The following is a 19,127-nucleotide window of genomic DNA, read 5'->3' on the forward strand; positions in this document are numbered from 1 at the left end:
AGGGCTGGCATCCGCACGCCGAGGGCGGGCGGCGCCGCCTGTCCGGGACGCTGACACCGCTGCGCGACGCGTCCGGCGCTCCCGTCGGCTACGCGATGATGCTCCGCGCGCCCGCGGACCCGCACAGGGCCGGCCAGGCCCTCCGGGAGGCCGAGGCGCGCCTGCTGCGGGCGCAGGAGGCGGGCGGGATCGGCCTGTTCACCGTGGGGGTCGCGGACGGGCTCCTGCACCCGACCCCGCAATTCTGCCGGCTCTACGGCCTGCCGGAGCGCGACACCTACCCGGCCGAGCTGGTCGAGGGGCTGATCCTGCCGGAGGACCAGCCCCTCGTCTCGACGGCGGCGAGCCGGCGCCGCGGCGACGCCCCGCGGGACGTCGCCTACCGGATCCGGCGGCCGGATACCGGCGAGATCCGCTGGATCGCGCGTCAGGGGGAGATCGAGCGCGACGCCGCGGGGCGGCCGGTGCGGTTCTCCGGGGTGGCGCGCGACATCACCGAGCAGCGGGAGGCCCGCGACGCCCTGCGCGCCGGCGAGGAGCGCTACCGGACGCTGTTCGAGGCCATCGACGACGGCTTCTGCATCATCGAGTTCCTCGACGGCCCCCACGGCCCGCTGAGCGACTACGTCCACGTCGAGGCCAATCCCGGCTACGAGCGCCACACCGGCATCGCCGGCATCGTCGGGCGGACGCTGCGCGACCTCGTGACGGAAGAGGACGCGGAAGCCTGGCTCGAACTCTACGGCGGCGTGCTCCGCACCGGCATCCCGATCCGGTTCGAGCGCTTCTTCGCCCAGGCCGACCGCTTCATCGACGTCTCGGCGGCCCGGATCGGGCCGGCGAGCCGGCGCCAGGTCTCGGTGCTGTTCCGGGACATCTCGGCGCGCCGGCAGGCGGAGGACGCCCTGCGCGCCAGCGAGGCGCTCGCCCGGACCAACGTCGAGCGCGTGCAGCTCGCCCTCGCGGCCGGCGCCATCATCGGCACGTGGCACTGGGACCTGCCGAGCGACCGGTTCACGGTCGACGAGGGCTTCGCCCGCAGCTTCGGCCTCGACCCGGCGCTCGGCCGGGACGGCATCCCGCTCGCCCAGATCGTCGCGACCGTGCATCCGGACGATCAGGCCGGGCTGGCGGCGGCCATCAACGCGGCCGTCGCCCGGGGCGGCGCCTACGCGCACCAGTACCGGGTCCGCCGCGCCGACGGGAACTACTACTGGCTGGAGGCCAACGGCCGCGTCGACCACGCGCCCGACGGCACGCCCCTGAGCTTCCCCGGGGTCCTGATCGACGTGGACGAGCGGCGCGCCGTCGAGGCGGAGCGGGACCGCGTCACCGCGATGCTGCGCAGCCTCAACGAGACCCTGGAGCAGCGGGTCGCCGAGCGGACGGCCGAGCTGATGCGCGCCGAGGAGGCCCTGCGCCAGTCGCAGAAGATGGAGGCGGTCGGCCAGCTGACCGGCGGTCTCGCCCACGACTTCAACAACATGCTGGCCGGGATCGTCGGCTCGCTGGAATTGATGCAGACCCGGATGCTGCAGGGCCGGGTCGGCGACCTCGACCGCTACATCGGCGCGGCGCAGGGCGCGGCCAAGCGCGCCGCCGCCCTGACCCACCGCCTGCTGGCCTTCTCGCGCCGCCAGACCCTCGACCCGAAGCCGACGGACGCGAACCGCCTGGTCGAGGGCATGATGGAGCTCGTCCGCCGCACGGTCGGCCCCGCGGTGGCGATCGAGTCGGTGGGGGCCGGCGGCCTGTGGCCGACGCTGGTCGACCCGAGCCAGCTCGAGAACGCGCTGCTCAACCTGTGCATCAACGCCCGGGACGCGATGCCGGCGGGCGGGCGCATCGTCATCGAGACCGCCAACCGCTGGCTCGACCACCGGGCCGCCCAGGAGCGCGAGCTGGAGCCGGGGCAGTACGTGACGCTCTGCGTCTCGGACAACGGCACCGGCATGACCCCCGACGTGGTCGCCAAGGCCTTCGACCCGTTCTTCACGACCAAGCCGATCGGCGAGGGCACGGGCCTCGGCCTGTCGATGATCTACGGTTTCGCCAAGCAGTCCGGCGGGCAGGTCCGGATCTACTCGGAAGTGGGCCAGGGCACGATGGTCTGCCTGTACCTGCCCCGCCATCTCGGCGAGGCGGAGGCCGAGGTGAGCCTGCCCGACCTCGCCCACGCGCCCCGCGCCGAGCAGGGCGAGACGGTCCTGGTGGTGGACGACGAGCCGACCGTGCGGATGCTGGTGACCGAGGTGCTCGAAGACCTCGGCTACGCGGCGATCGAGGCGGCGGACGGTGCCTCGGGCCTGAAGGTGCTCCAGTCGGACGTGCGCATCGACATGCTGATCACCGATGTCGGCCTGCCCGGGGGCATGAACGGCCGCCAGATGGCCGATGCCGGCCGCCAGCACCGCCCGGACCTGAAGGTCCTGTTCATCACCGGCTACGCCGAGAACGCCGCCCTCAACCACGGCCATCTCGGCCCCGGCATGCAGGTGATGACGAAGCCCTTCGCCCTGGAGGCGCTCGCCACCCGCATCCGCGGCATCATCGGCGACGAGGGCTGAGGTCCGCGGGCCGCGGGCCGCGGGCGATGCCCCCCGGGCACACGGCGTCGCAGGCCCGCGCGGAACAGGTTCGCCGGGCCGGGCGTCATTGCCATACCGCGGCGGCGCGCCCATGACGGCGTCATCGCGGGCGTCCTCGGCGCGGTGCCCGCCGGGCGGGCGGCCCCGGGAACGGACCAGCAGGACCGCGCCGAACGGAGGCGACAGGGAACCGACCGTGGACACTGAGACAATCCCGGACGCACTCAGGACCTTCTTCGAGAAATCCCACATCGCCGTGGCGCTGGCCGCGGCGACCGACGACAACGTCCTGCTGCTGGTGAACGAGCGGTTCCACCAGCTCACCGGCTACACGGGCGCGGAGGTGATCGGGCGCAATTGCCGCCTCCTCCAGCGCGACGCCGACAACCGGGAGGCGCGGGCCAAGATCCACGCCTTCCTCGAGAACGAGCGGCAGGACACGGTGCGCACGCCGATCCTGAATTTCCGCAAGGACGGGAAGCCCTTCGTCAACCTGCTGTACATGTCCAAGCTGAAGGCGCTCTCGGGCGAGGTGCGCTTTCTTTTCGCATCCCAATTCGATGTCAGCCGCTCGCAACCTGAGTTGCTTTCCGCCTACGATGCGGAACTGGGCCGGACCCTGTCCCGGCTGACCCCGACGCTTGCGGAGAGTGGGCTCGTCATCGAGGGCTCGCTGATGACGATCGCCAACACGGTCGCCACGGTCGCGCAGGCCAAGCTCACGCTCGCGGATCTCGATGCACCAGGATTTCCTTAACGCCCCCGGAGGCGAGGCCTCGGAGGTCCTGGACGGCGCCGGGACGGTGACGGCGCCGCCCTTCGCCGGGCCGGTCGTGGGAATCGGTGCCTCGGCGGGCGGGCTCGAGGCCCTGCGGGAGATGCTGGCGCGCGCCCGGCCGCCGACCGGCATGGCCTTCGTCATCGTCCAGCACCTCGACCCCAACCACGAGAGCATGCTGGCGCAGCTCCTCGACCGGCAGACGGAGCTGGAGGTGCTCCAGTGCGAGGGCGGGGAGCGGATCGCGGGCGACAAGGTCTACATCATCCCGCCCGGGCGCGGCCTCGTCATCCAGAACGGCGTCCTCGAACTCACCCATTTCGTCCAGCCGCGGGGCCTGCGCCGGCCGATCGACGACTTCTTCCTGTCGCTCGCGGTCGACCAGCAGGCCAACGCCGCCTGCGTGATCCTGTCGGGCACGGGGGCCGACGGCACGACCGGCCTGCGGGCCATCAAGGAGCACGGCGGCGTCTGCGTGGTGCAGCAGCCCGACACCGCCCGCTACGACGGCATGCCGCTCTCGGCGGTCGGGACCAGCCTCGTCGACTTCGTGCGGCCGCCGGGCGAGATCGTCGACTGCCTCACCACCTTCTTCCGCCGCCGCGGCACCGACGCCGTCGACGCCGAGTCCCGCCTCGTCGCCGACCACATCGACGACCTCTGCCGGGTCATCCGCGCGGCGGTGGGCCACGACTTCGCCGGCTACAAGCGGACCACCCTGGTCCGGCGGGTCGAGCGGCGCATGCACGTCCTCGGGCTCGAGTCCGGCCGGGCCTATCTCGGCCGCGTCCGGGCCGACAAGACCGAGTGCGAGGCGCTGTTCCGCGACCTCCTGATCAACGTCACCCGCTTCTTCCGCGACGCCGAGATGTTCGAGCTCCTCCGGGAGCGCGTGGTCGAGCCCCTGCTGCGCACCCGCGATCCCGAGGAGGACATCCGGGTCTGGATCCCGGGCTGCTCCAGCGGCGAGGAGGCCTACAGCATCGCCATGCTGTTCGCCGACGCCGCCCGCCGCCTCGGCCTGCCGCCGGCGGTCCAGATCTTCGCCACCGACATCGACGAGCGCATGCTCCAGATCGCCCGGGAGGCGACCTACCCGGCCGCCGCGCTCGCCGACATCCCGGCCCATCTGCGGGAGCGCTACGTCGTCCTCCACGCCGAGCGCTTCACCGTCGCGGCCGAGATCCGCGACCTGATCCGCTTCTCCAGCCACAGCCTGGTCAAGGACCCGCCCTTCTCGCGGGTCGATCTCCTGTCCTGCCGCAACCTGCTGATCTACTTCGACGAGCGCCTCCAGCAATCGGTGGTGCCGCTGTTCCACTACGCGGTCCGGCCGGGCGGCTACCTGTTCCTCGGGCCCTCGGAGAGCGTCAGCCGGTTCGAGCACCTCTTCCCGGTCATCGACCAGCACGCGCGCCTGTTCGAGCGGCCGCCGGGCGCGCCGCAATACCCGATCGACCTGCCCGGGAGCGCCCGGCGCGGCGAGGCCCGGCGCGGCGGCCGCGAGGAGCGCCGCGGCGAGCCCGCGATCGCCGACGAGACCGTGGCGGTGCGCCGCGTCATGGAGCGCTACGCTCCGCCCAGCATGGTGCTCAACGAGGATGGCGGCATCATCGCCGCCTACGGGCGCCTGAGCCGATACTTCGACTTCCCGGTCACCCGGACCGGCGGNCCCGGCGCGGCGAGGCCCGGCGCGGCGGCCGCGAGGAGCGCCGCGGCGAGCCCGCGATCGCCGACGAGACCGTGGCGGTGCGCCGCGTCATGGAGCGCTACGCTCCGCCCAGCATGGTGCTCAACGAGGATGGCGGCATCATCGCCGCCTACGGGCGCCTGAGCCGCTACTTCGACTTCCCGGTCACCCGGACCGGCGGCACCAGCGCGATCACCCTGGCGCGGCCCGGCCTGCGCGACGTGATCGGGCCGCTGCTCCGCCAGACCCGCGACGCGCGCAAGCGCGTGGTCGTCCGCGACGTGGAGATCCGCTCGGAATACGGCGTCCAGCCGGTGGAGCTGATCTGCGATCCCCTGCCCGACGGCTCGATGCTCCTGGTCCTGCGCGACACCGGCGCCTTCCGGGCGGCGGACGATCTCGACCTGATCGAGATGGATGCCGGCGGCGACCACGTCGAGGCGCTGGAAGAGGAGCTGCTGCGCACCCGCTACAAGCTGCGCTCGGCGGTCGAGGAGCTGGAGACGACGAACGAGGAGCTGAAGAGCTCCAACGAAGAAATGATGTCGATGAACGAGGAGCTCCAGTCGACGAACGAGGAGCTGTCCACGGTCAACGACGAGCTGAAGACCAAGGTCGAGCAGCTCACCATCGCCAATGCCGACCTGCGCAATTTCTTCGAATCCACCGACCTCGCCGTCGTGGTGCTCGACCGCGAGCTGAAGGTGCGCAGCTTCACCACGGCGGCCACCACGATCTTCCCGCTGCAGCCGGGCGATCGGGGCCGCCCCCTCGCCGACGTGTCGAGCCGGCTCGCCGGCCACGAGTACCTGCACGACGCCCAGGAGATCTGCGCCGGCGGCTCGGTGATCCAGCGGCGCGTCGCCACCCGGGACGGGGAGCGCACGCTCTCGCTGCGGGTGCTGCCCTACCGCCTGCAGAACGGCGGCGTCGACGGCGCCACCCTGGTGCTCACCGACATCACCGAGGCGCTGTCGCTGGAGCGCCAGCTCGCCGCCGAGCGCGAGCGGCTGGAACTGGCCGTGAAGGCCGGGGGCATCGGTGTCTGGGAGTACAGCCCCGATGCCGGGACCGTCGTGGTCGACAGCACCGCCGGCACGATGTTCGGCCTCGCCCCCGACGCGCCGCACCCCACCGCCGCCCTGGCGGCCAGCGTGCTGCCCGAGGACCGTCCCGTGTTCGAGGGGGCGCTCGCCGAGGCGGCGCACGGCCTGAGCGAATTCGAGGCGCGCATCCGCGTGCGCGCCGCCGACCACGCGCCGCGGCACATCCGCAGCTACGGGCGCCTGACCCGGAGCGGCGACCGGAAGCGGATCGTCGGCGTCTGCATCGACGTCTCGCCCGAATACGCGCTGGCCGAGACCCGCGACCTGATGCTGCGGGAGATGAACCACCGGGTGAAGAACCTGTTCGCGATCATCGGCGGCATGATCTCGGCGGGGGCCCGCACGCACCGGGAGATCGGCGTCTTCGCCACCGACATGCGCGACCGCATCTCGGCGCTCGGGCGGGCGCATTCGCTGGCCGATCCCTCCGACGGCCAGGGCATGAGCGACCTCGCCGGCCTGATCGGCGCGACCCTGCGCCCGTACCGCGACCATGTCCCCACGGTGATCGAGGGCCCCCTCGTGGCCATCAACTGGCGGCACGTGTCGTCGCTCGCCATGATCCTGCACGAGTGGGCGACGAACTCGGTGAAGTACGGCGCGCTCGGGTCCGACGACGGCGCGCTGTCCGTCACCTGGGAGCGGCACGAGGAAGGGCTGGTCCTGGACTGGTGCGAGCGCATGGCCCGCGTGGCCGAGCCGCGGCCGGGCCGGGGCTTCGGCACCCTGCTGGTGGAGATGTCCCTGCGCCAGCTCGAGGCGCGCGTGACGCGCAGCCACGACGCGTCCGCCTACCGGATCACCCTGCACCTGCCGGAACTGGTCCTCACGCGGGGGTGAGGCGGAGGCCGACCCCGCCGCGACCGGCCGCACGCTCGCGGCGGGTCGTCGGATCCACCCATCCGTGTCGGCCACGCGGCCTCAGGACCGGGCGCGGGTCCCCTCTCCCGAGCGGGCGAGGGACAGGGTGAGGGATGCGGCCTCACCGAGAGAGTCTCGACCTCGGCTGCCCGGCGGCGGGGCGCTCGATCCTGATCCTTCTCGTCCCTCACCCCGGCCCGCTCCCGCTCGGGAGAGAGGGTCCGTCGCGCCGCGTCTCCTCGTCCGGCACGGCCTGCCACACGCGAGACGGCCCGCCGCGGCGATGCCGGACGGGCCGTCCTGCCTGGCGGAGCGCCGGGATCCCGGCGCCCGTCCGATCAGTCGATGACTTCGACGATGCGGTGGCCGCGATCGACCAGGACGGGCTGGTCGTTCACGATGGTGTAGCGGTAGCCCGGCCGCACCCGGTACTCGCTGGGCACGTCGTAGTAGGTGACGCTGTCCTCCGGCAGCACGGTGCCGACCCGGACCGGGCCGCCCCAGCTGTAGGAGCGCGCGCCGCGCTCGCGGACGTAGCTGCGGAACCGCGGGCGGTCGTCGACGCCCAGGATGCCGCCGACCGTTCCGGTCGCCGCGCCGACCGCGCCGCCGACGATGCCGCCGACCGGGCCCGCAGCGGCCGATCCGGCCTCGGCGCCCTCGGCCGCGCCCCGCAGGGTACCCTGCGCCTGGGCGGCCACCGGGAGGGCGAGGAGGCCGGCCGTGGCCAGCGACAGAAGAAGCTTGCTCGTCATGCTGAGATCTCCAGGGTCGTCAGGGCGTCGCTGGCCGCCGGGGATCAGTTGCAGCCCTCCTTGTGGACGGTCTTGGAATTGCCCATGCCGTCCTCCTTGTGGACGGTCTTGGAGCCGCAATCGACGCTGCCGGTGGTGACCTCCCGGCGCTCGACCGTGGTGTCGCGGTGGTCGACGACGGCGGGCCCGTCGCGGCGGATGACCGTGGTGTCCTCGGCGCTCGCCGCGCCGCACAGGGCCGCGAACAGGGCACCCGAGAGAATGATGGTCCGCATTGGTGAGCCTCCTGACTTCAATCGAACCCAGCAACGGCGACCGCGGAGAAAGGGTTCCACAGGCATCGATCGGTAAATCGCGCGGATCCGCGCGATTAATTGCGGTATTGGTTGCGTACAACCGATCACCGCCGGCCGGTTCAGCTGCGCGGCAGCGGCGCGCCCTGTCAGGCGGCCAGGGGCGGCACCCGGCACCACCACGCGTGCGCCCGCTCGTACTGGTGGGCCACCCGCAGGATCTCGGCCTCGGCGAAGGGCCGGGCGGCGATCTGGAGGCTGATCGGCAGGCCGCGCCGGTCGAAGCCGCAGGGCAGCGCGATGGCCGGCAGGCCCGCGAGGTTGAACGGGTAGGTCAGGCGCCACGAGGCCGCCAGCACGCTCTCCGCGCGCCCGCCGAGCGACACCGCCGACTCGTCCGTCCGCCACGCGGTCAGCGGCGAGGCCGGGCCGACGATCACGTCGGCCTCCGCCAGGACGCCGGCCATCTCGGCCATGATCAGGGCCCGCGCCTGCTCGGCGCGCAGGTAGTCCGGCCCGGTCACGAGCCGGCCCATCTCCACGAGGTCGCGGACATCGGCCGCGAAGCCCGCCACGTGGCCCCGGGCGAGGCTGCGGCCGTGATAGGCGGTCGAGGAGGCGAGCTCGATGGCGTAGATCGCGCCGAGCCCGTGGCGCAGGGACGGCACCGCGACGTCGCGCACCGTGCAGCCCTGGTCGGCGAGGAAGCGGAGCGCCCCCTCGACGGCGGCGGCGACGTCGTCGTCGACCGCGTCGAAGAAGTGGTTGCGGACCACCGCGACCCGCAGCCCCCGGATCGGCCGGTCCAGCCCGGCCGTGTAGTCGGGGACCGGAGCCGCGCTGGCGGCGGGATCGCCGGCATCCGGGCCGGCGAGCGCCTGCAGCATCAGGGCGGAATCGGCCACCGTCCGGGTCAGCGGCCCGGCATGGTCGAGGGACCAGGAATGCGGCACGATCCCCGACCGGCCGACCCGGCCGTAGGTCGGCTTGAGGCCGACGACCCCGCACAGGGCGGCCGGGATCCGGATCGAGCCGCCCGTGTCCGAGCCGAGGGCGGCCGGGCAGAGGCGGGCCGCGACCGCCGCGCCGGAGCCGCCGCTGGAGCCGCCGGGCACCCGGTCGAGGTCCCAGGGGTTTCGGGTCGGCGGCGTGACCATGCCCCAGGCGAATTCGTGCATGCGCAGCTTGCCGAGGATCACCGCGCCGGCCGCCCGGAGCCGCGCCACGGCGTGGCTGTCGGATGCCGGGAAGGTCAGGGCCTCCACCGCCGTGCCGGCCCGGGTCGGCATGTCGGCGGTGGTGTAGTTGTCCTTGATGGCGATCGGGACGCCGTGCAGCGGGCCGCGCGGGTCGCCCTGCGCGATCGCGGCATCGGCCGCGCGCGCGGCGTCGAGGGCCCCGGGCGACAGGTGGACGAAGCTGTTCAGGGCGCCGTCGAGGCGCGCGATCCGGTCCAGGCAGGCGCCGACGAGCTCGGCGCTCGACAGCTCACGCGCCGCGATCCGCCGCGCGAGCTCCGTGATCGGCAGCTGCCAGGGAGCGTCAGTCGCGGCGGTCGTCATGGGGCATCCGGCGGTAGGGCAAGGTCGGGTCGAAGACGACCGGCGGGTGGATGTCGGCGAGGTCGAGGTCGCGCAGCCGGGCGATCTCGGCGAGCACCGGCGCGAACTGGGCCAGCAGGTGCGCGACCCGCCCGGGCTCCTCGCGCAGGCCGACGACGTCGCGCAGGAGGTCAGGGGCTCCGGCGGGGCCCCCGTCGCGCGCCCCGCCCGGCCGCTCGGCGGGGGCTCTCAGGAGCATCGCCGTGACGGCGTCCGGCAGGGCGCCGGCCGGCCCGTCCTTCCGGGGCATGCCGGCCACGAAGGGGACGAGCTGCCGGCGGGCGACCGCCAGGACGCGGCGCAGCTCGGCGACGGGCTGCGCGTGCTCGTCGACCCGCAGGTCGAGGAGCGGGTAATCCTCGCCGGCGACGATCTTGAGGGCCGCCGACTGCTTGCCGCGCCGGTCGCCGCCGGCCGCGTCGCCGGCCTCCAGGGCGCGCATCAGCCGCTCGTCGAGATCCTGGGCGGCGCTGTCCTCGAAGGCCTGCGCCATGGCGTCGATCACGCCGGTCCCGGCGAGCATGTTGCCCTGGACGGCGTAGCCGGCCCCATGGCGGGCTCAGCGCCCGGCGGCAGGTCCCGCTTCACCTGGGCGAGGCGCTCGGCCACCTGCTGGCGGGCGAAGTAGATGTCGAGCTTCTCCGCGAAGACGGCGGTGACCTGCGAGAATCCGTTGCGCGAGAGCGAGCGGGTGTATTCCAGCCCCTTGATGCCGGCGAGCGCGGTCTCGACCGGGTAGGTGACCTGCTTCTCAATGTCGACGGGCGACAGGGATGGCGCGGTCGTGTTGATCTGNGGTCCAGGCCGCGCCGGCCCCGCGCGCGGCGACGAGGCCGAGCTGGCGCAGGTCCGGCCGGTCGTCGGTGGCGAGGGCCGCCGCCAGCGCCGCCTCGGGATCCTGCCCGCCTGCGAGCCCGTCGAGGATGTGGGCCGCGAGGTAGGGATTCACCCAGGACTGGGTGGTGACGGCCCCGATCCCGGCCCGGATGTACGGGCAGAGCCCGCCCACCGCCGGGACGGCGCTCGCCACCGCGACGCCGAGTTGCCCGGTCCGCGGGCACCGGGCGGCGATCGAGAAGGTGTTGAGTTCTCTCATGAGCCTGCGGCTTCCTCCTCCCTGACCCCGATTCACCGTCGTCTTCGCGAGCCCAGCGAAGCAGTCCAGCAGCGCCCCGTTCGGAAGTGTGGCGCGACCCTGGGCCGCGTCGCGGCGCCCGCGATGAAGTGGTGGATCCTGGGCGACCTCACACCGCCAAGTGGTCGATGACGCGCGCCTGCGCGTCCGGCGCCCGGGCGGGACCGCTGTCGACGATCTCGCCGAGCTTGAGGACGGCGTAGCGGTCGGCCAGCGCCAGCGCGAAGGCGACGTGCTGCTCCACCACCAGCATGGACACGCCCGAAGCCCGCTCGGCCTCGAGCACGCCGCGCAGGCGCTCGACCATCGAGGGCTGCACGCCCTCGGAGATCTCGTCGATCAGGAGGAGGCGCGGGCGCAGCATCAGGGCGCGCCCGAGGATCAGCATCTTCTGCTCGCCTCCCGAGAGGGTGCCGGCCCGCTGGGCCAGCCGGTCCTTCAGGAACGGGAAGTGGCCGAACAGCCGCTCCAGCGCCTCCGGCAGCATCCGGTCGGACGGCACCGCGAGGCGCAGGTTGTCGCGGATCGACAGGTCCTGGAACAGGGGCTGCTCCTGCGGCGCGTAGCCGACGCCGAGCGCGTTGAGCTTGGCCGGCGTGAGGCCGGCGAGCGCCTGGCCGCCGACCGTGACGGCGCCGCCGCGCAGGGTCACCATCCCCAGGACGGTCTTGAGCAGGGTGGTCTTGCCCATGCCGTTCTTGCCGAGCAGCGCCACGATCTCCCCCGCCCCCACCGAGAGGGACACGTCCGTCACGATGGAGACGGCGCCGTAGCCGCTCGACACCCGGTCGAGGGCGAGGGCGGCCCCCGCCGGCGCGATCTGCCGTGCTGCCTGCCGTGCTGCCTCAACCATGGCCGCCTCCCGCGTAGATGGTCCGGACCAGCTCGGAGCCGACGACGTCCTCGACCGTGCCGTCGAGGACGAGCCGGCCCTGGTGCAGCACCACGATCCGCGACGAGATCTCGCGCACGAAATCGAGGTCGTGCTCGACCAGCACGGCGGCGATCCGGCCCTCGGCAGTGAGCGCCTTGAGGACGGTCCCGATGGTGGTGCGCTCGGCCTTGGTCAGGCCGGCGGTGGGCTCGTCGAGCAGGATCAGCCGCGGCTCCAGCGCCACCACCATGGCGAGTTCCAGCGCCTGCTTCTGGCCGTGCGACAGGAGCCGCGTCGGCCGGGTCAGCAGCCGGTCGAGGCCGGTCATGCGCAGGACGTCGAGGGCCGGCTGCGGCAGGCCCAGCGTCTCCGCCTGCCCGACCGGGCTCAGCCCGTCGCGGGACGCCCGGGCGAGGCGGAGGCAGTCGGCCACCGACAGGCTCTCGAACACGCTCGCGACCTGGAACTTGCGCCCGACCCCGAGGCCGACGATCCGGTTGGGCGTCAGCCCGGTGATCGGCGTGCCGCCGACCGCGATGGCGCCCGTGAACGGCTCGGTGCCGTCGCTGAGGCAGCGCATCAGCGTGGTCTTGCCCGCGCCGTTGGGCCCGACGAGGCTGACGAGCTCGCCCGCGCGGATCTCCAGGTCGATGCCCTCCAGCACCGTCAGGGCGCCGTAGGCCTTGGCGAGGTTCTCGACCTTGAGGATCGGGAGTCCGGTCCCGGTCGCCGAGGTCCCGGTCGCCTCGGTGCCGGCCGCCCGCGCGACGAGGCGCGGCGGCGCGGCCTCGGCGCGGCCTCCCGCCGGCCCGCCGGCAGCGCCCGCCAGAGGCGGCCGACGAGGTCGGCGAGGCCGCCCGGCAGCAGGATGATGATGGCCACGAAGGCCGTCCCCAGGAGGAGCTGCCAGAGGAACGGCAGGTCGCCCGACAGGTTCGCCGCGAGGTAGTCGATCGCGATCGTGCCGAGCACCGGGCCGAGCAGCGTGCCGCGGCCGCCCAGCGCCACCCAGATGACCAGCTCGGTGCCGAACAGGAAGCCGGCATTCTCGGGCGCGACCACGCCCGAGGCGTTGGCGAACAGGAAGCCCGCGAGGCCCGCGACGGCGGCGAGCGAGGCGGTCAGCCGGATCTGCAGGCGTCGCGGGTTGAGGCCGAGATAGGCGCAGCGCGCCTCGTTGTCCCGGAGCGCCACGAGGGCCCGGCCCCGATCCGAGCGCACCAGGATCCAGGCCGCCAGGGTGACGACGATCAGGAACAGGGCCGCGAGGCGGAAATAGCCCTCGATCTCGAAGGGCAGCACGTCGAAGCCGACGAGGCCGCTGCTGGAGCCGGTCCACTCCCCGCCGGCGTAGATGAGCTGCACCACGACGATCGGGACGACCAGCGAGATCACCGAGGCGTAGAGCGGGGTCGAGCGGTGGTAGAAGGACAGCCAGCCGACCGCGAGGCCGAGCAGGGCCGGCGCGACGAGCGCCGCCGCGACCGCCGCCGCGATCCCCAGCGGCGTCGCCCCGTAGGCGGCGAGGATCATCGCGGTGGCGTAGGCGCCGATCCCGAAGAACGCCGCCTGCCCGAAGGTCAGGATCCCCGCGAAACCCCAGAGCAGGTCGACCGTGACGGCCAGCACCGCGTAGATCATCGAGCGGGTCAGGACGTTGACCGCGAAGGTGTCGAGGAAGAGCGGCGCGATCCAGAGCGCCAGGGCCGCCAGGGCCGCGACCACGAAGGGCGCGGCGCGGGACAGGCGGCGTCCGCGGGGCGCCGCGGCGGCGCGCTCGGCGACGGGCAGGGTCTCAAGCACGGGAGAAACCTTTCGGGCTGATCCGCAGCACGAGGGCGGCGAGCACCGCGACGGCGATGCTGCCCAGGATCGGGCTCACGAAGGTGCTGATCAGGACCTGCGCCGCCCCGAAGACCAGGCAGGCCGCGGCGAGCGCCAGGTACGAGGCGTCGGCGACCATCACCAGCATGAAGGCGCCGATCAGCCAGGAGACGCCCATGTTCGGGTCGACGCTGGTGAGCGGCGTCAGCAGGACGCCGGCGAGGCCCGCGAAGCCGGCGCCGAGCATGAACACGACGAGGCGCACGCGCCCCGTGTCGATGCCGAGGCTGCGCGCCAGGGTCTCGTTCATGATCACCGCCCGGGCCGAGAGGCCGAGCCGGGTCCGCTCGATGGTCAGCGCGAACAGCGTGCCGATCGCCAGCGCGATGCCGAGCGCCACGAGCCGGTAGGCCGAGTAGTCGACGCCGAGGATCTCGACGGTGCCGGCGTAGAGGTTCGGGGTCAGCTGGACGTCGCGGCCGAAGGCCAGGGTGATGAGTTGCCCGAGCACGATGCCGAGCCCCCAGGTGGCGAGGATCGCGTCCAGCGGCCGCCGGTAGAGCGGGCGGATGATGAAGTGCTCGGCCAGCCCGCCGAGCGCCGCCCCGACCACGAAGGCCAGCGGCAGCGCCGCCCACGGATTGAGTCCGAGCCTGGCGGTCACCACCGCGCAGTAGGCGCCGACCGTCAGCCACGCCCCGTGGGCGAAGTTGATGATCTTGAGCACGCCGAAGATCGCCAGGAGGCCGATCGAGACGATGAACAGGATCGCCGCGGTGGTCAGGATGTCGAGGGTGAGCAGCATCGGGGTTTCCGGTTGAGGGACCGCCGTCGCGCGGCGAAGCACGCATCGGCATGGGCCATCGGCAGGGGCAGCGCGGTCTCAGGATCGGGCGCGGGTCCCCTCTCCCGCACGGGAGAGGGGGCGCGTCGCCTGTGCGGCGAAGGACGAGCCTCGCGCTTCTCCCCTCACTGCAGCTTCGGGCACTGCTCCCCGGGATCGACGTCCTTGAAGGTCCCGGCGACCTTGACGGTGCCGTCCTTCTGGATCTGGCCGAGATACATGGTCAGCGGCGCGTGGTGCTGCTTGCTCATGGTGATCGTGCCCCGCGGCCCGGTGAAGCTCACCGTCGGCAGCGCCTCCAGCACCTTGGCGGTCTCGGTCCCGCCCGCCTTCTCGACGGCGGCCTTGTAGAGGTAGATCGCCTCGTATTCCGGCACCGACAGGTCGTTCGGGGTGCGCAGCTCCGCGCCGAACTTCTTCTGCATCGCCGCCAGGAAGGCCTTGTTCTCCGGGCTGTCGATGCCGGTGACGTAGGAGGCCGAGAGGTAGACGCCCTCGGCATCCGCGCCCATGCTCTTGGCGGTGCCCTCGTCCAGCGCGAGGTTGGCGAAGGGCAGCGTCACGCCCGCGCCGCGCAGCTGCTTGGTCAGCGTGACGTTCGGCGCGCCGCCGGCGGTCGAGGTGATCAGCGCGTCGGGCTTGGCCTCCTTCAGCTTGGAGATGATCGCCGTCCAGTCGCTGCCGTCCATCGGCAGGTACTCCTCGCCGAGCACCTTGCCGCCGGTCTTCTCGACGTAGCTCTTGGCGAAGCCCAGCATGCCGCGGCCGAAGGCGTAGTCGCTGCCGATCAGGAAGTAGGTCTTGGCGCCCTGCGCCTTGAAGGCGTCCACCACCGGCGGCACCTGCTGCTCCGGCACCCAGGCGTCCACGAACATGTTCTTGTTGCAGGAATGGCCCTCGTAGAACGAGGTGTAGATGTACGGCACCTTCCCCTTGGTGACGGCGGGCAGGCCGGCGTTGCGGGCCGCGCTCGTCTCCATCGAGATCAGGACGTCGACCTTCTTCTGGTAGATCAGGCTGTCGAAGGCCTTCTGGGCGCCGGCCGCCCCGGAGGCGTCGTCGGCCACCTCCAGGACGAGCTTGCGGCCGAGCACGCCGCCCTTGGCGTTGATCTCCTCCACGGCGAGTTCGGCCGACTGCACCACCGAGGGGGCGACAACGCTGTTGGCGCCCGACAGGCCGATCGGGATGCCGATGACGATCGGCTTGCCGTCGGCGGCCTGCGCGGCCGAGGCGGCCTGCGCGGCGGCGAGGGCGAGCGCCGCGGCGCCGACGAGGGACCATTTCACCATGAGCGGACTCCTTGGAAAACGACGGTGCGGAGGGGATCAGCCGTAGATGTCGGTGCGGCGGTCGCGCAGGAGCGCGTTGAACCGGTTCAGGTCCTTGCGGCCGGCCGCGTCGAGGTCGACCAGCGCCGAGAGGGTCTCGGTCCCCTCGCGGCTCGCCGGGCCGGCGAGCGGCCAGCCCTTCGGCCCGATGATCAGGCTCTGGCCCTCGAAGGGCTGCCCGCGCTCGACGCCGACCCGGTCGGCGCAGGCGATGAAGATGCCGTTCGAGTGCGCGGCGGCCCGGTGCAGGGTGTTGGCCATGGCGGCCTCGCCTTCGGGCTGGTCGGGCATCGGCACCCAGTTGGTCGGGATGCAGACGATCTCGGCGCCGCCGAGGGTCAGCTGCCGGAAGGTCTCGGGGAACCAGCCGTCGTAGCAGATGGCGACGCCGACCTTGCCGAGCGCCGTGTCGAAGACCGGGAAGCCGAGATCGCCCTTGGCGAAGAACACGTTCTCCTGGTCCCAGAGATGCGCCTTGCGGTAGGTGCCGATGTAGCCCTCGGGCCCGACGATCACGGCGGCGTTGTAGAGGGTCTCGCCGGCGGATTCGGCGATCCCCGCCACGATGTGCACGCCGAGCTCCGCGGCGAGCGCCGCCCAGGCCCGGGTGGTCGGGCCGTCCGGCACCGGCTCGGCCAGCGCGGCGGCCTCCGCGGCGGATTCGAACACGTAGCCGGTGCTGGCGAGTTCCGGCAGCACGATCAGCCGGCTGCCCGCGGCGGCGGCCGCGCGGACGAGGTCGGAGGCTCGCGCCATATTCGCGTCGACCGCGCCGAATTCCGGCGCGAACTGGATGCACGACACGCGTATCGGCGGGCGTGCGGGACCGTTCGCCTGGATCATGGAAGCTCCAAAACGCAAAAAGCCCCTGGGCGCGGACAAGATCGTCCGCGAACCAGAGGCTTCAAAGCCGTGATGTAGTGCAGCAATGCTGCTGCGGGGCAACCTTGCCCGGTTAGACTACGATACGCATCGCGATACGGACCGCAAGACCATAAATGCGGCAGGCTGCTGCGATCAGGTCTTTTCCGCCAACGCGATGCGCAGGCCGAGACCGCTCATCGCCTCGTGGGCCGAGACCACGCTCTCGGCGACGCTCGCCATCGGCACGCGGGCGGCGGTGGCCCGGTCCCGGAGCATCTTGTAGGCGGCGTCCTCGTCGATCCGGTTCAGGTCCACGAGCAGCCGGACCGCCTTCTCGACGGTGCGGCGGCCCTTCATGGTCTCCTCCAGCCGGTTGATCTTGCTGGTGAGCCGCCCCTCGTAGCCGCGCCGGTAGCGGGCCAGGGCGAACTGGGTGAGCACGCCCCGCGGGTGGAGCGGCTTGTTGAGCACGCCGTGGGCGTTGACGTCGGCGATCGCCTTCAGCGAGGTCGGGCTCTCGTAGGCCACGATGGCGATGACCGCCGGCTCGATCGCCTCGATCGACGGCAGCAGGTGCATCACCTGGGCGTCGTCGAGCTGGATGAACAGCGTGTCGATGTCGGCCGGCAGGGCGGCGGGCGGCGGCCACGCCAGGGAGACCGCGCAGCCGAGGCGGCGGAGCTGCTCCAGCAGCGCGGCACCCTCCTCGTCCCGGGGATGGATGACGAGGGCGCGGGCGCGCCGCAGGTCGTCCAGGATCTTGCGGGCGGGGCCGGTCACGCGGCGAGCCCCTCCTCCAGCCAGTTCGTCTCGAACCGGGACCACGCGAGGTACGGGTCGGGCCGCACCGGCCGGCGCGCCCGCCAGACCACGTCGAACTGCCCGTCCGCGCGGGCGACGCCGATGCCGGGGGTGAGCCAGATGTGGCGCGTCTCGCCGTCGAAGGCGAGCTCGCCCTCCGGGGCCGCGAGGCGCTGCCGCAGGGCCGCCGCGCCGAGGCGCTCGGCGTCGAGGGTGCCGGCCTCCGCGAGCGCCCGGGCGAAGAGGTGGACCTGCGCGTAGGCCGTCTCCGACCACATGCTGGTGGGGCGCTCGGCCCCGAACCGGGCCTGGAAGGCGGCGACGAAGCGCCGGTTCTCCTCGCCGGCGAGAGCCCCGAAATACGGCGCCGCCAGGACGTGGCCGGTGCAGTGCTCCGGGCCGATCGCGCGGATCTGGCCCTCCGCCAGGGTCAGGCTGGCGATCGGGCAGCGGGCGCGGTCGATGCCGGATTCGGCGTAGGCGCGGTAGAGCCGCTCGGCGCCGCGCCCGACCACGGTCGAGAAGACCGCGTCCGGGGCGGCGTCGCGGATCGCCGCGATCATGGCGGCGTGGGCCGCGTCGTCCGCGTCGAGGGCGGCGTAGAGCTCGCCCACGATCGTCCCGCCCTTCGCCTCGATCAGGTCGCGCATGACCCGGTTCGATTCCCGCGGGTAGATGTAGTCGGAGCCGATCAGGAAGATCCGGGCGCCGTGCTCCTGCAGCAGGTAGTCGGCCAGGGCGAAGACGTTCTGGTTGAGGGTCGCCCCGGTGTAGATGATGTTCTCCGAGTACTCGAAGCCCTCGTAGATCGACGGGTACCAGAGCAGGCCGTTGTGCCGCTCCACGGTGGAGAGCACCGATTTCCGGCTCGCCGAGAGCGAGCAGCCGAACACCACCTCGACCCCGTCCTCGGCGAGCATCCGCCGGGCCAGGGTGCGGTAGGCGTCGGTGTCGCCGGCGGGGTCGTAGCAGATGGGCTCGATCGGGCGCCCGCGCACGCCGCCGGCCCGGTTGACCTCCTCGATCGCCAGGGCGGTGCCGAGGAAATGCTCGGTCTCGGTGATGCCGCTCACCCCGCTGCGGGAGAACAGGACGCCGACCCGCCACGTCGCTTCATCCCTGGCCGCCATGGTCCCCCCGGGCTCGCCGCAGGCGCCCGGAGGGCTGCGCGCCCCGCTGTCCTAGCCGAGGGAGGACCCGGCGCGAAAGCCGTTCCCCGCGCCGTCGTCGCGGATCCCGCGGGCGGGCCCGGGCCGAGCGGCTCCGGGGCGGCTCCGGGGCGGCCCTAGCGCCGCTCCGCCCGGGCCAGCCGCGAGACCAGGATCCCGATCCCGATCGCCGCGCCGGTGAGCGCGAGCTTGCCCGCCAGCCCGGACCGGTTGTGGGCCAGCTCGGCCCGGGCGCCCATCTCGGCCGGGACGTTGGGGACGCGACCGCGGCCGAGATCCTCGATCACGCCCTCGACCACGTTCACCCGGTCGGCCGCCATGAGCATCAGCCAGTGCGCCCACTGGGACTCGCTGTACCGGAACGCCTGGCGGCGGATGACGCCGCTCACGCCCCGCGGCGGCGTCGACGTGCCGACGACCGCCGGCCGGGCGTTGTACTCGATCGAGGTGAGGACCTCGACGCGCGCCCGCTGCTTCGGCGGGCGCGTCCAGTTCATGCCCCGGCCGTCGTCGCGCGTGATGTCGCGCATCGGGTAGGTCGGGTCGTTCTGCGGATCCGCGTCGACGCCCCAGCCCGGGACCGTCGACGGATCGATCGGACGCTGTCTCATCG

General features: G+C 72.8%; 18 protein-coding genes and 1 pseudogene. 4 read left to right on the forward strand and 15 right to left on the reverse strand.

Annotation, left to right across the window (positions count from 1 at the left end):
- Positions 1-95: 95 nt before the first annotated feature.
- From MOTC310_RS24655 to MOTC310_RS24670, 4 genes are all read left to right on the forward strand, one after another.
- Complete coding sequence (locus tag MOTC310_RS24655; RefSeq protein ID WP_331304107.1) at positions 96-2,567, forward strand: PAS domain-containing hybrid sensor histidine kinase/response regulator; 2,472 nt, start codon at positions 96-98, stop codon at positions 2,565-2,567.
- Between the two features lie 217 nt (positions 2,568-2,784).
- Positions 2,785-3,345 (forward strand): PAS domain-containing protein, encoded by a 561-nt coding sequence (locus MOTC310_RS24660; RefSeq protein WP_331293000.1) that lies wholly within the window; start codon positions 2,785-2,787, stop codon positions 3,343-3,345.
- A 121-nt stretch (positions 3,346-3,466) separates the two neighbouring features.
- Positions 3,467-5,200: a CheR family methyltransferase gene (locus tag MOTC310_RS24665; protein WP_473753950.1), complete on the forward strand. Its 1,734-nt coding sequence runs from the start codon at positions 3,467-3,469 to the stop codon at positions 5,198-5,200.
- Positions 5,116-7,002 carry a sensor histidine kinase gene (locus MOTC310_RS24670; protein ID WP_331303676.1) on the forward strand — a complete coding sequence of 629 codons (1,887 nt, stop codon included), beginning with the start codon at positions 5,116-5,118 and terminating at the stop codon, positions 7,000-7,002. Before MOTC310_RS24665 ends, MOTC310_RS24670 begins: the two co-directional genes overlap by 85 nt.
- Positions 7,003-7,361: 359 nt before the next feature.
- Here the strand turns inward: MOTC310_RS24670 and MOTC310_RS24675 are convergent, their stop codons facing one another.
- The 15 genes and pseudogenes from MOTC310_RS24675 to MOTC310_RS24740 all read right to left on the reverse strand — a co-directional run bounded on the left by MOTC310_RS24675 (position 7,362) and on the right by MOTC310_RS24740 (position 19,125).
- Positions 7,362-7,778: a DUF1236 domain-containing protein gene (locus MOTC310_RS24675; protein WP_012321349.1), complete on the reverse strand. Its 417-nt coding sequence runs from the start codon at positions 7,776-7,778 to the stop codon at positions 7,362-7,364.
- A gap of 44 nt (positions 7,779-7,822) precedes the next feature.
- Entirely contained in the window at positions 7,823-8,053 is a 231-nt protein-coding gene (locus MOTC310_RS24680) for a hypothetical protein (protein ID WP_331293003.1), read from the reverse strand.
- A gap of 167 nt (positions 8,054-8,220) precedes the next feature.
- Complete coding sequence (locus MOTC310_RS24685; protein ID WP_331303677.1) at positions 8,221-9,633, reverse strand: amidase; 1,413 nt, start codon at positions 9,631-9,633, stop codon at positions 8,221-8,223.
- Entirely contained in the window at positions 9,614-10,195 is a 582-nt protein-coding gene (locus MOTC310_RS24690; RefSeq protein ID WP_331303678.1) for a DUF1028 domain-containing protein, read from the reverse strand. Before MOTC310_RS24690 ends, MOTC310_RS24685 begins: the two co-directional genes overlap by 20 nt.
- A 20-nt stretch (positions 10,196-10,215) precedes the next feature.
- A pseudogene (locus MOTC310_RS24695) lies at positions 10,216-10,467 on the reverse strand (efflux RND transporter permease subunit); the annotation flags it as partial.
- Positions 10,424-10,768, reverse strand: a complete 345-nt coding sequence (locus MOTC310_RS24700; protein WP_419539951.1) for a DUF1028 domain-containing protein — start codon at positions 10,766-10,768, stop codon at positions 10,424-10,426. The gene MOTC310_RS24700 and the pseudogene MOTC310_RS24695, both read right to left, overlap by 44 nt.
- Before the next feature lie 148 nt (positions 10,769-10,916).
- Positions 10,917-11,660: an ABC transporter ATP-binding protein gene (locus tag MOTC310_RS24705; protein WP_331303679.1), complete on the reverse strand. Its 744-nt coding sequence runs from the start codon at positions 11,658-11,660 to the stop codon at positions 10,917-10,919.
- On the reverse strand, positions 11,653-12,345 hold the full coding sequence (locus tag MOTC310_RS32905; protein ID WP_419539170.1) for an ABC transporter ATP-binding protein: 693 nt from the start codon (positions 12,343-12,345) through the stop codon (positions 11,653-11,655). The genes MOTC310_RS24705 and MOTC310_RS32905 overlap by 8 nt, the downstream gene beginning before the upstream one ends.
- Positions 12,346-12,347: 2 nt before the next feature.
- Positions 12,348-13,484: a branched-chain amino acid ABC transporter permease gene (locus MOTC310_RS32910; protein WP_419539952.1), complete on the reverse strand. Its 1,137-nt coding sequence runs from the start codon at positions 13,482-13,484 to the stop codon at positions 12,348-12,350.
- Positions 13,477-14,310, reverse strand: coding sequence for a branched-chain amino acid ABC transporter permease (locus tag MOTC310_RS24715; protein WP_331293007.1), 834 nt, complete (start codon positions 14,308-14,310; stop codon positions 13,477-13,479). Before MOTC310_RS24715 ends, MOTC310_RS32910 begins: the two co-directional genes overlap by 8 nt.
- A gap of 164 nt (positions 14,311-14,474) precedes the next feature.
- Positions 14,475-15,641 carry a substrate-binding protein gene (locus MOTC310_RS24720; protein WP_331303680.1) on the reverse strand — a complete coding sequence of 389 codons (1,167 nt, stop codon included), beginning with the start codon at positions 15,639-15,641 and terminating at the stop codon, positions 14,475-14,477.
- A gap of 36 nt (positions 15,642-15,677) precedes the next feature.
- Entirely contained in the window at positions 15,678-16,523 is an 846-nt protein-coding gene (locus MOTC310_RS24725; RefSeq protein ID WP_331303681.1) for a nitrilase family protein, read from the reverse strand.
- Positions 16,524-16,697: 174 nt separating this feature from the next.
- The gene (locus MOTC310_RS24730; RefSeq protein WP_331303682.1) at positions 16,698-17,324 is read right to left on the reverse strand and encodes an ANTAR domain-containing response regulator; all 627 of its coding nucleotides are present in this window, start codon (positions 17,322-17,324) and stop codon (positions 16,698-16,700) included.
- Positions 17,321-18,475, reverse strand: a complete 1,155-nt coding sequence (locus MOTC310_RS24735; RefSeq protein WP_331303683.1) for a transporter substrate-binding domain-containing protein — start codon at positions 18,473-18,475, stop codon at positions 17,321-17,323. The genes MOTC310_RS24730 and MOTC310_RS24735 overlap by 4 nt, the downstream gene beginning before the upstream one ends.
- A 155-nt stretch (positions 18,476-18,630) precedes the next feature.
- The gene (locus MOTC310_RS24740) at positions 18,631-19,125 is read right to left on the reverse strand and encodes a hypothetical protein (RefSeq protein WP_331303684.1); all 495 of its coding nucleotides are present in this window, start codon (positions 19,123-19,125) and stop codon (positions 18,631-18,633) included.
- Positions 19,126-19,127 lie beyond the last annotated feature (2 nt).

Origin of the sequence: Methylobacterium oryzae (genome assembly GCF_036441375.1) — a bacterium.
GTDB lineage: Bacteria > Pseudomonadota > Alphaproteobacteria > Rhizobiales > Beijerinckiaceae > Methylobacterium > Methylobacterium oryzae_A.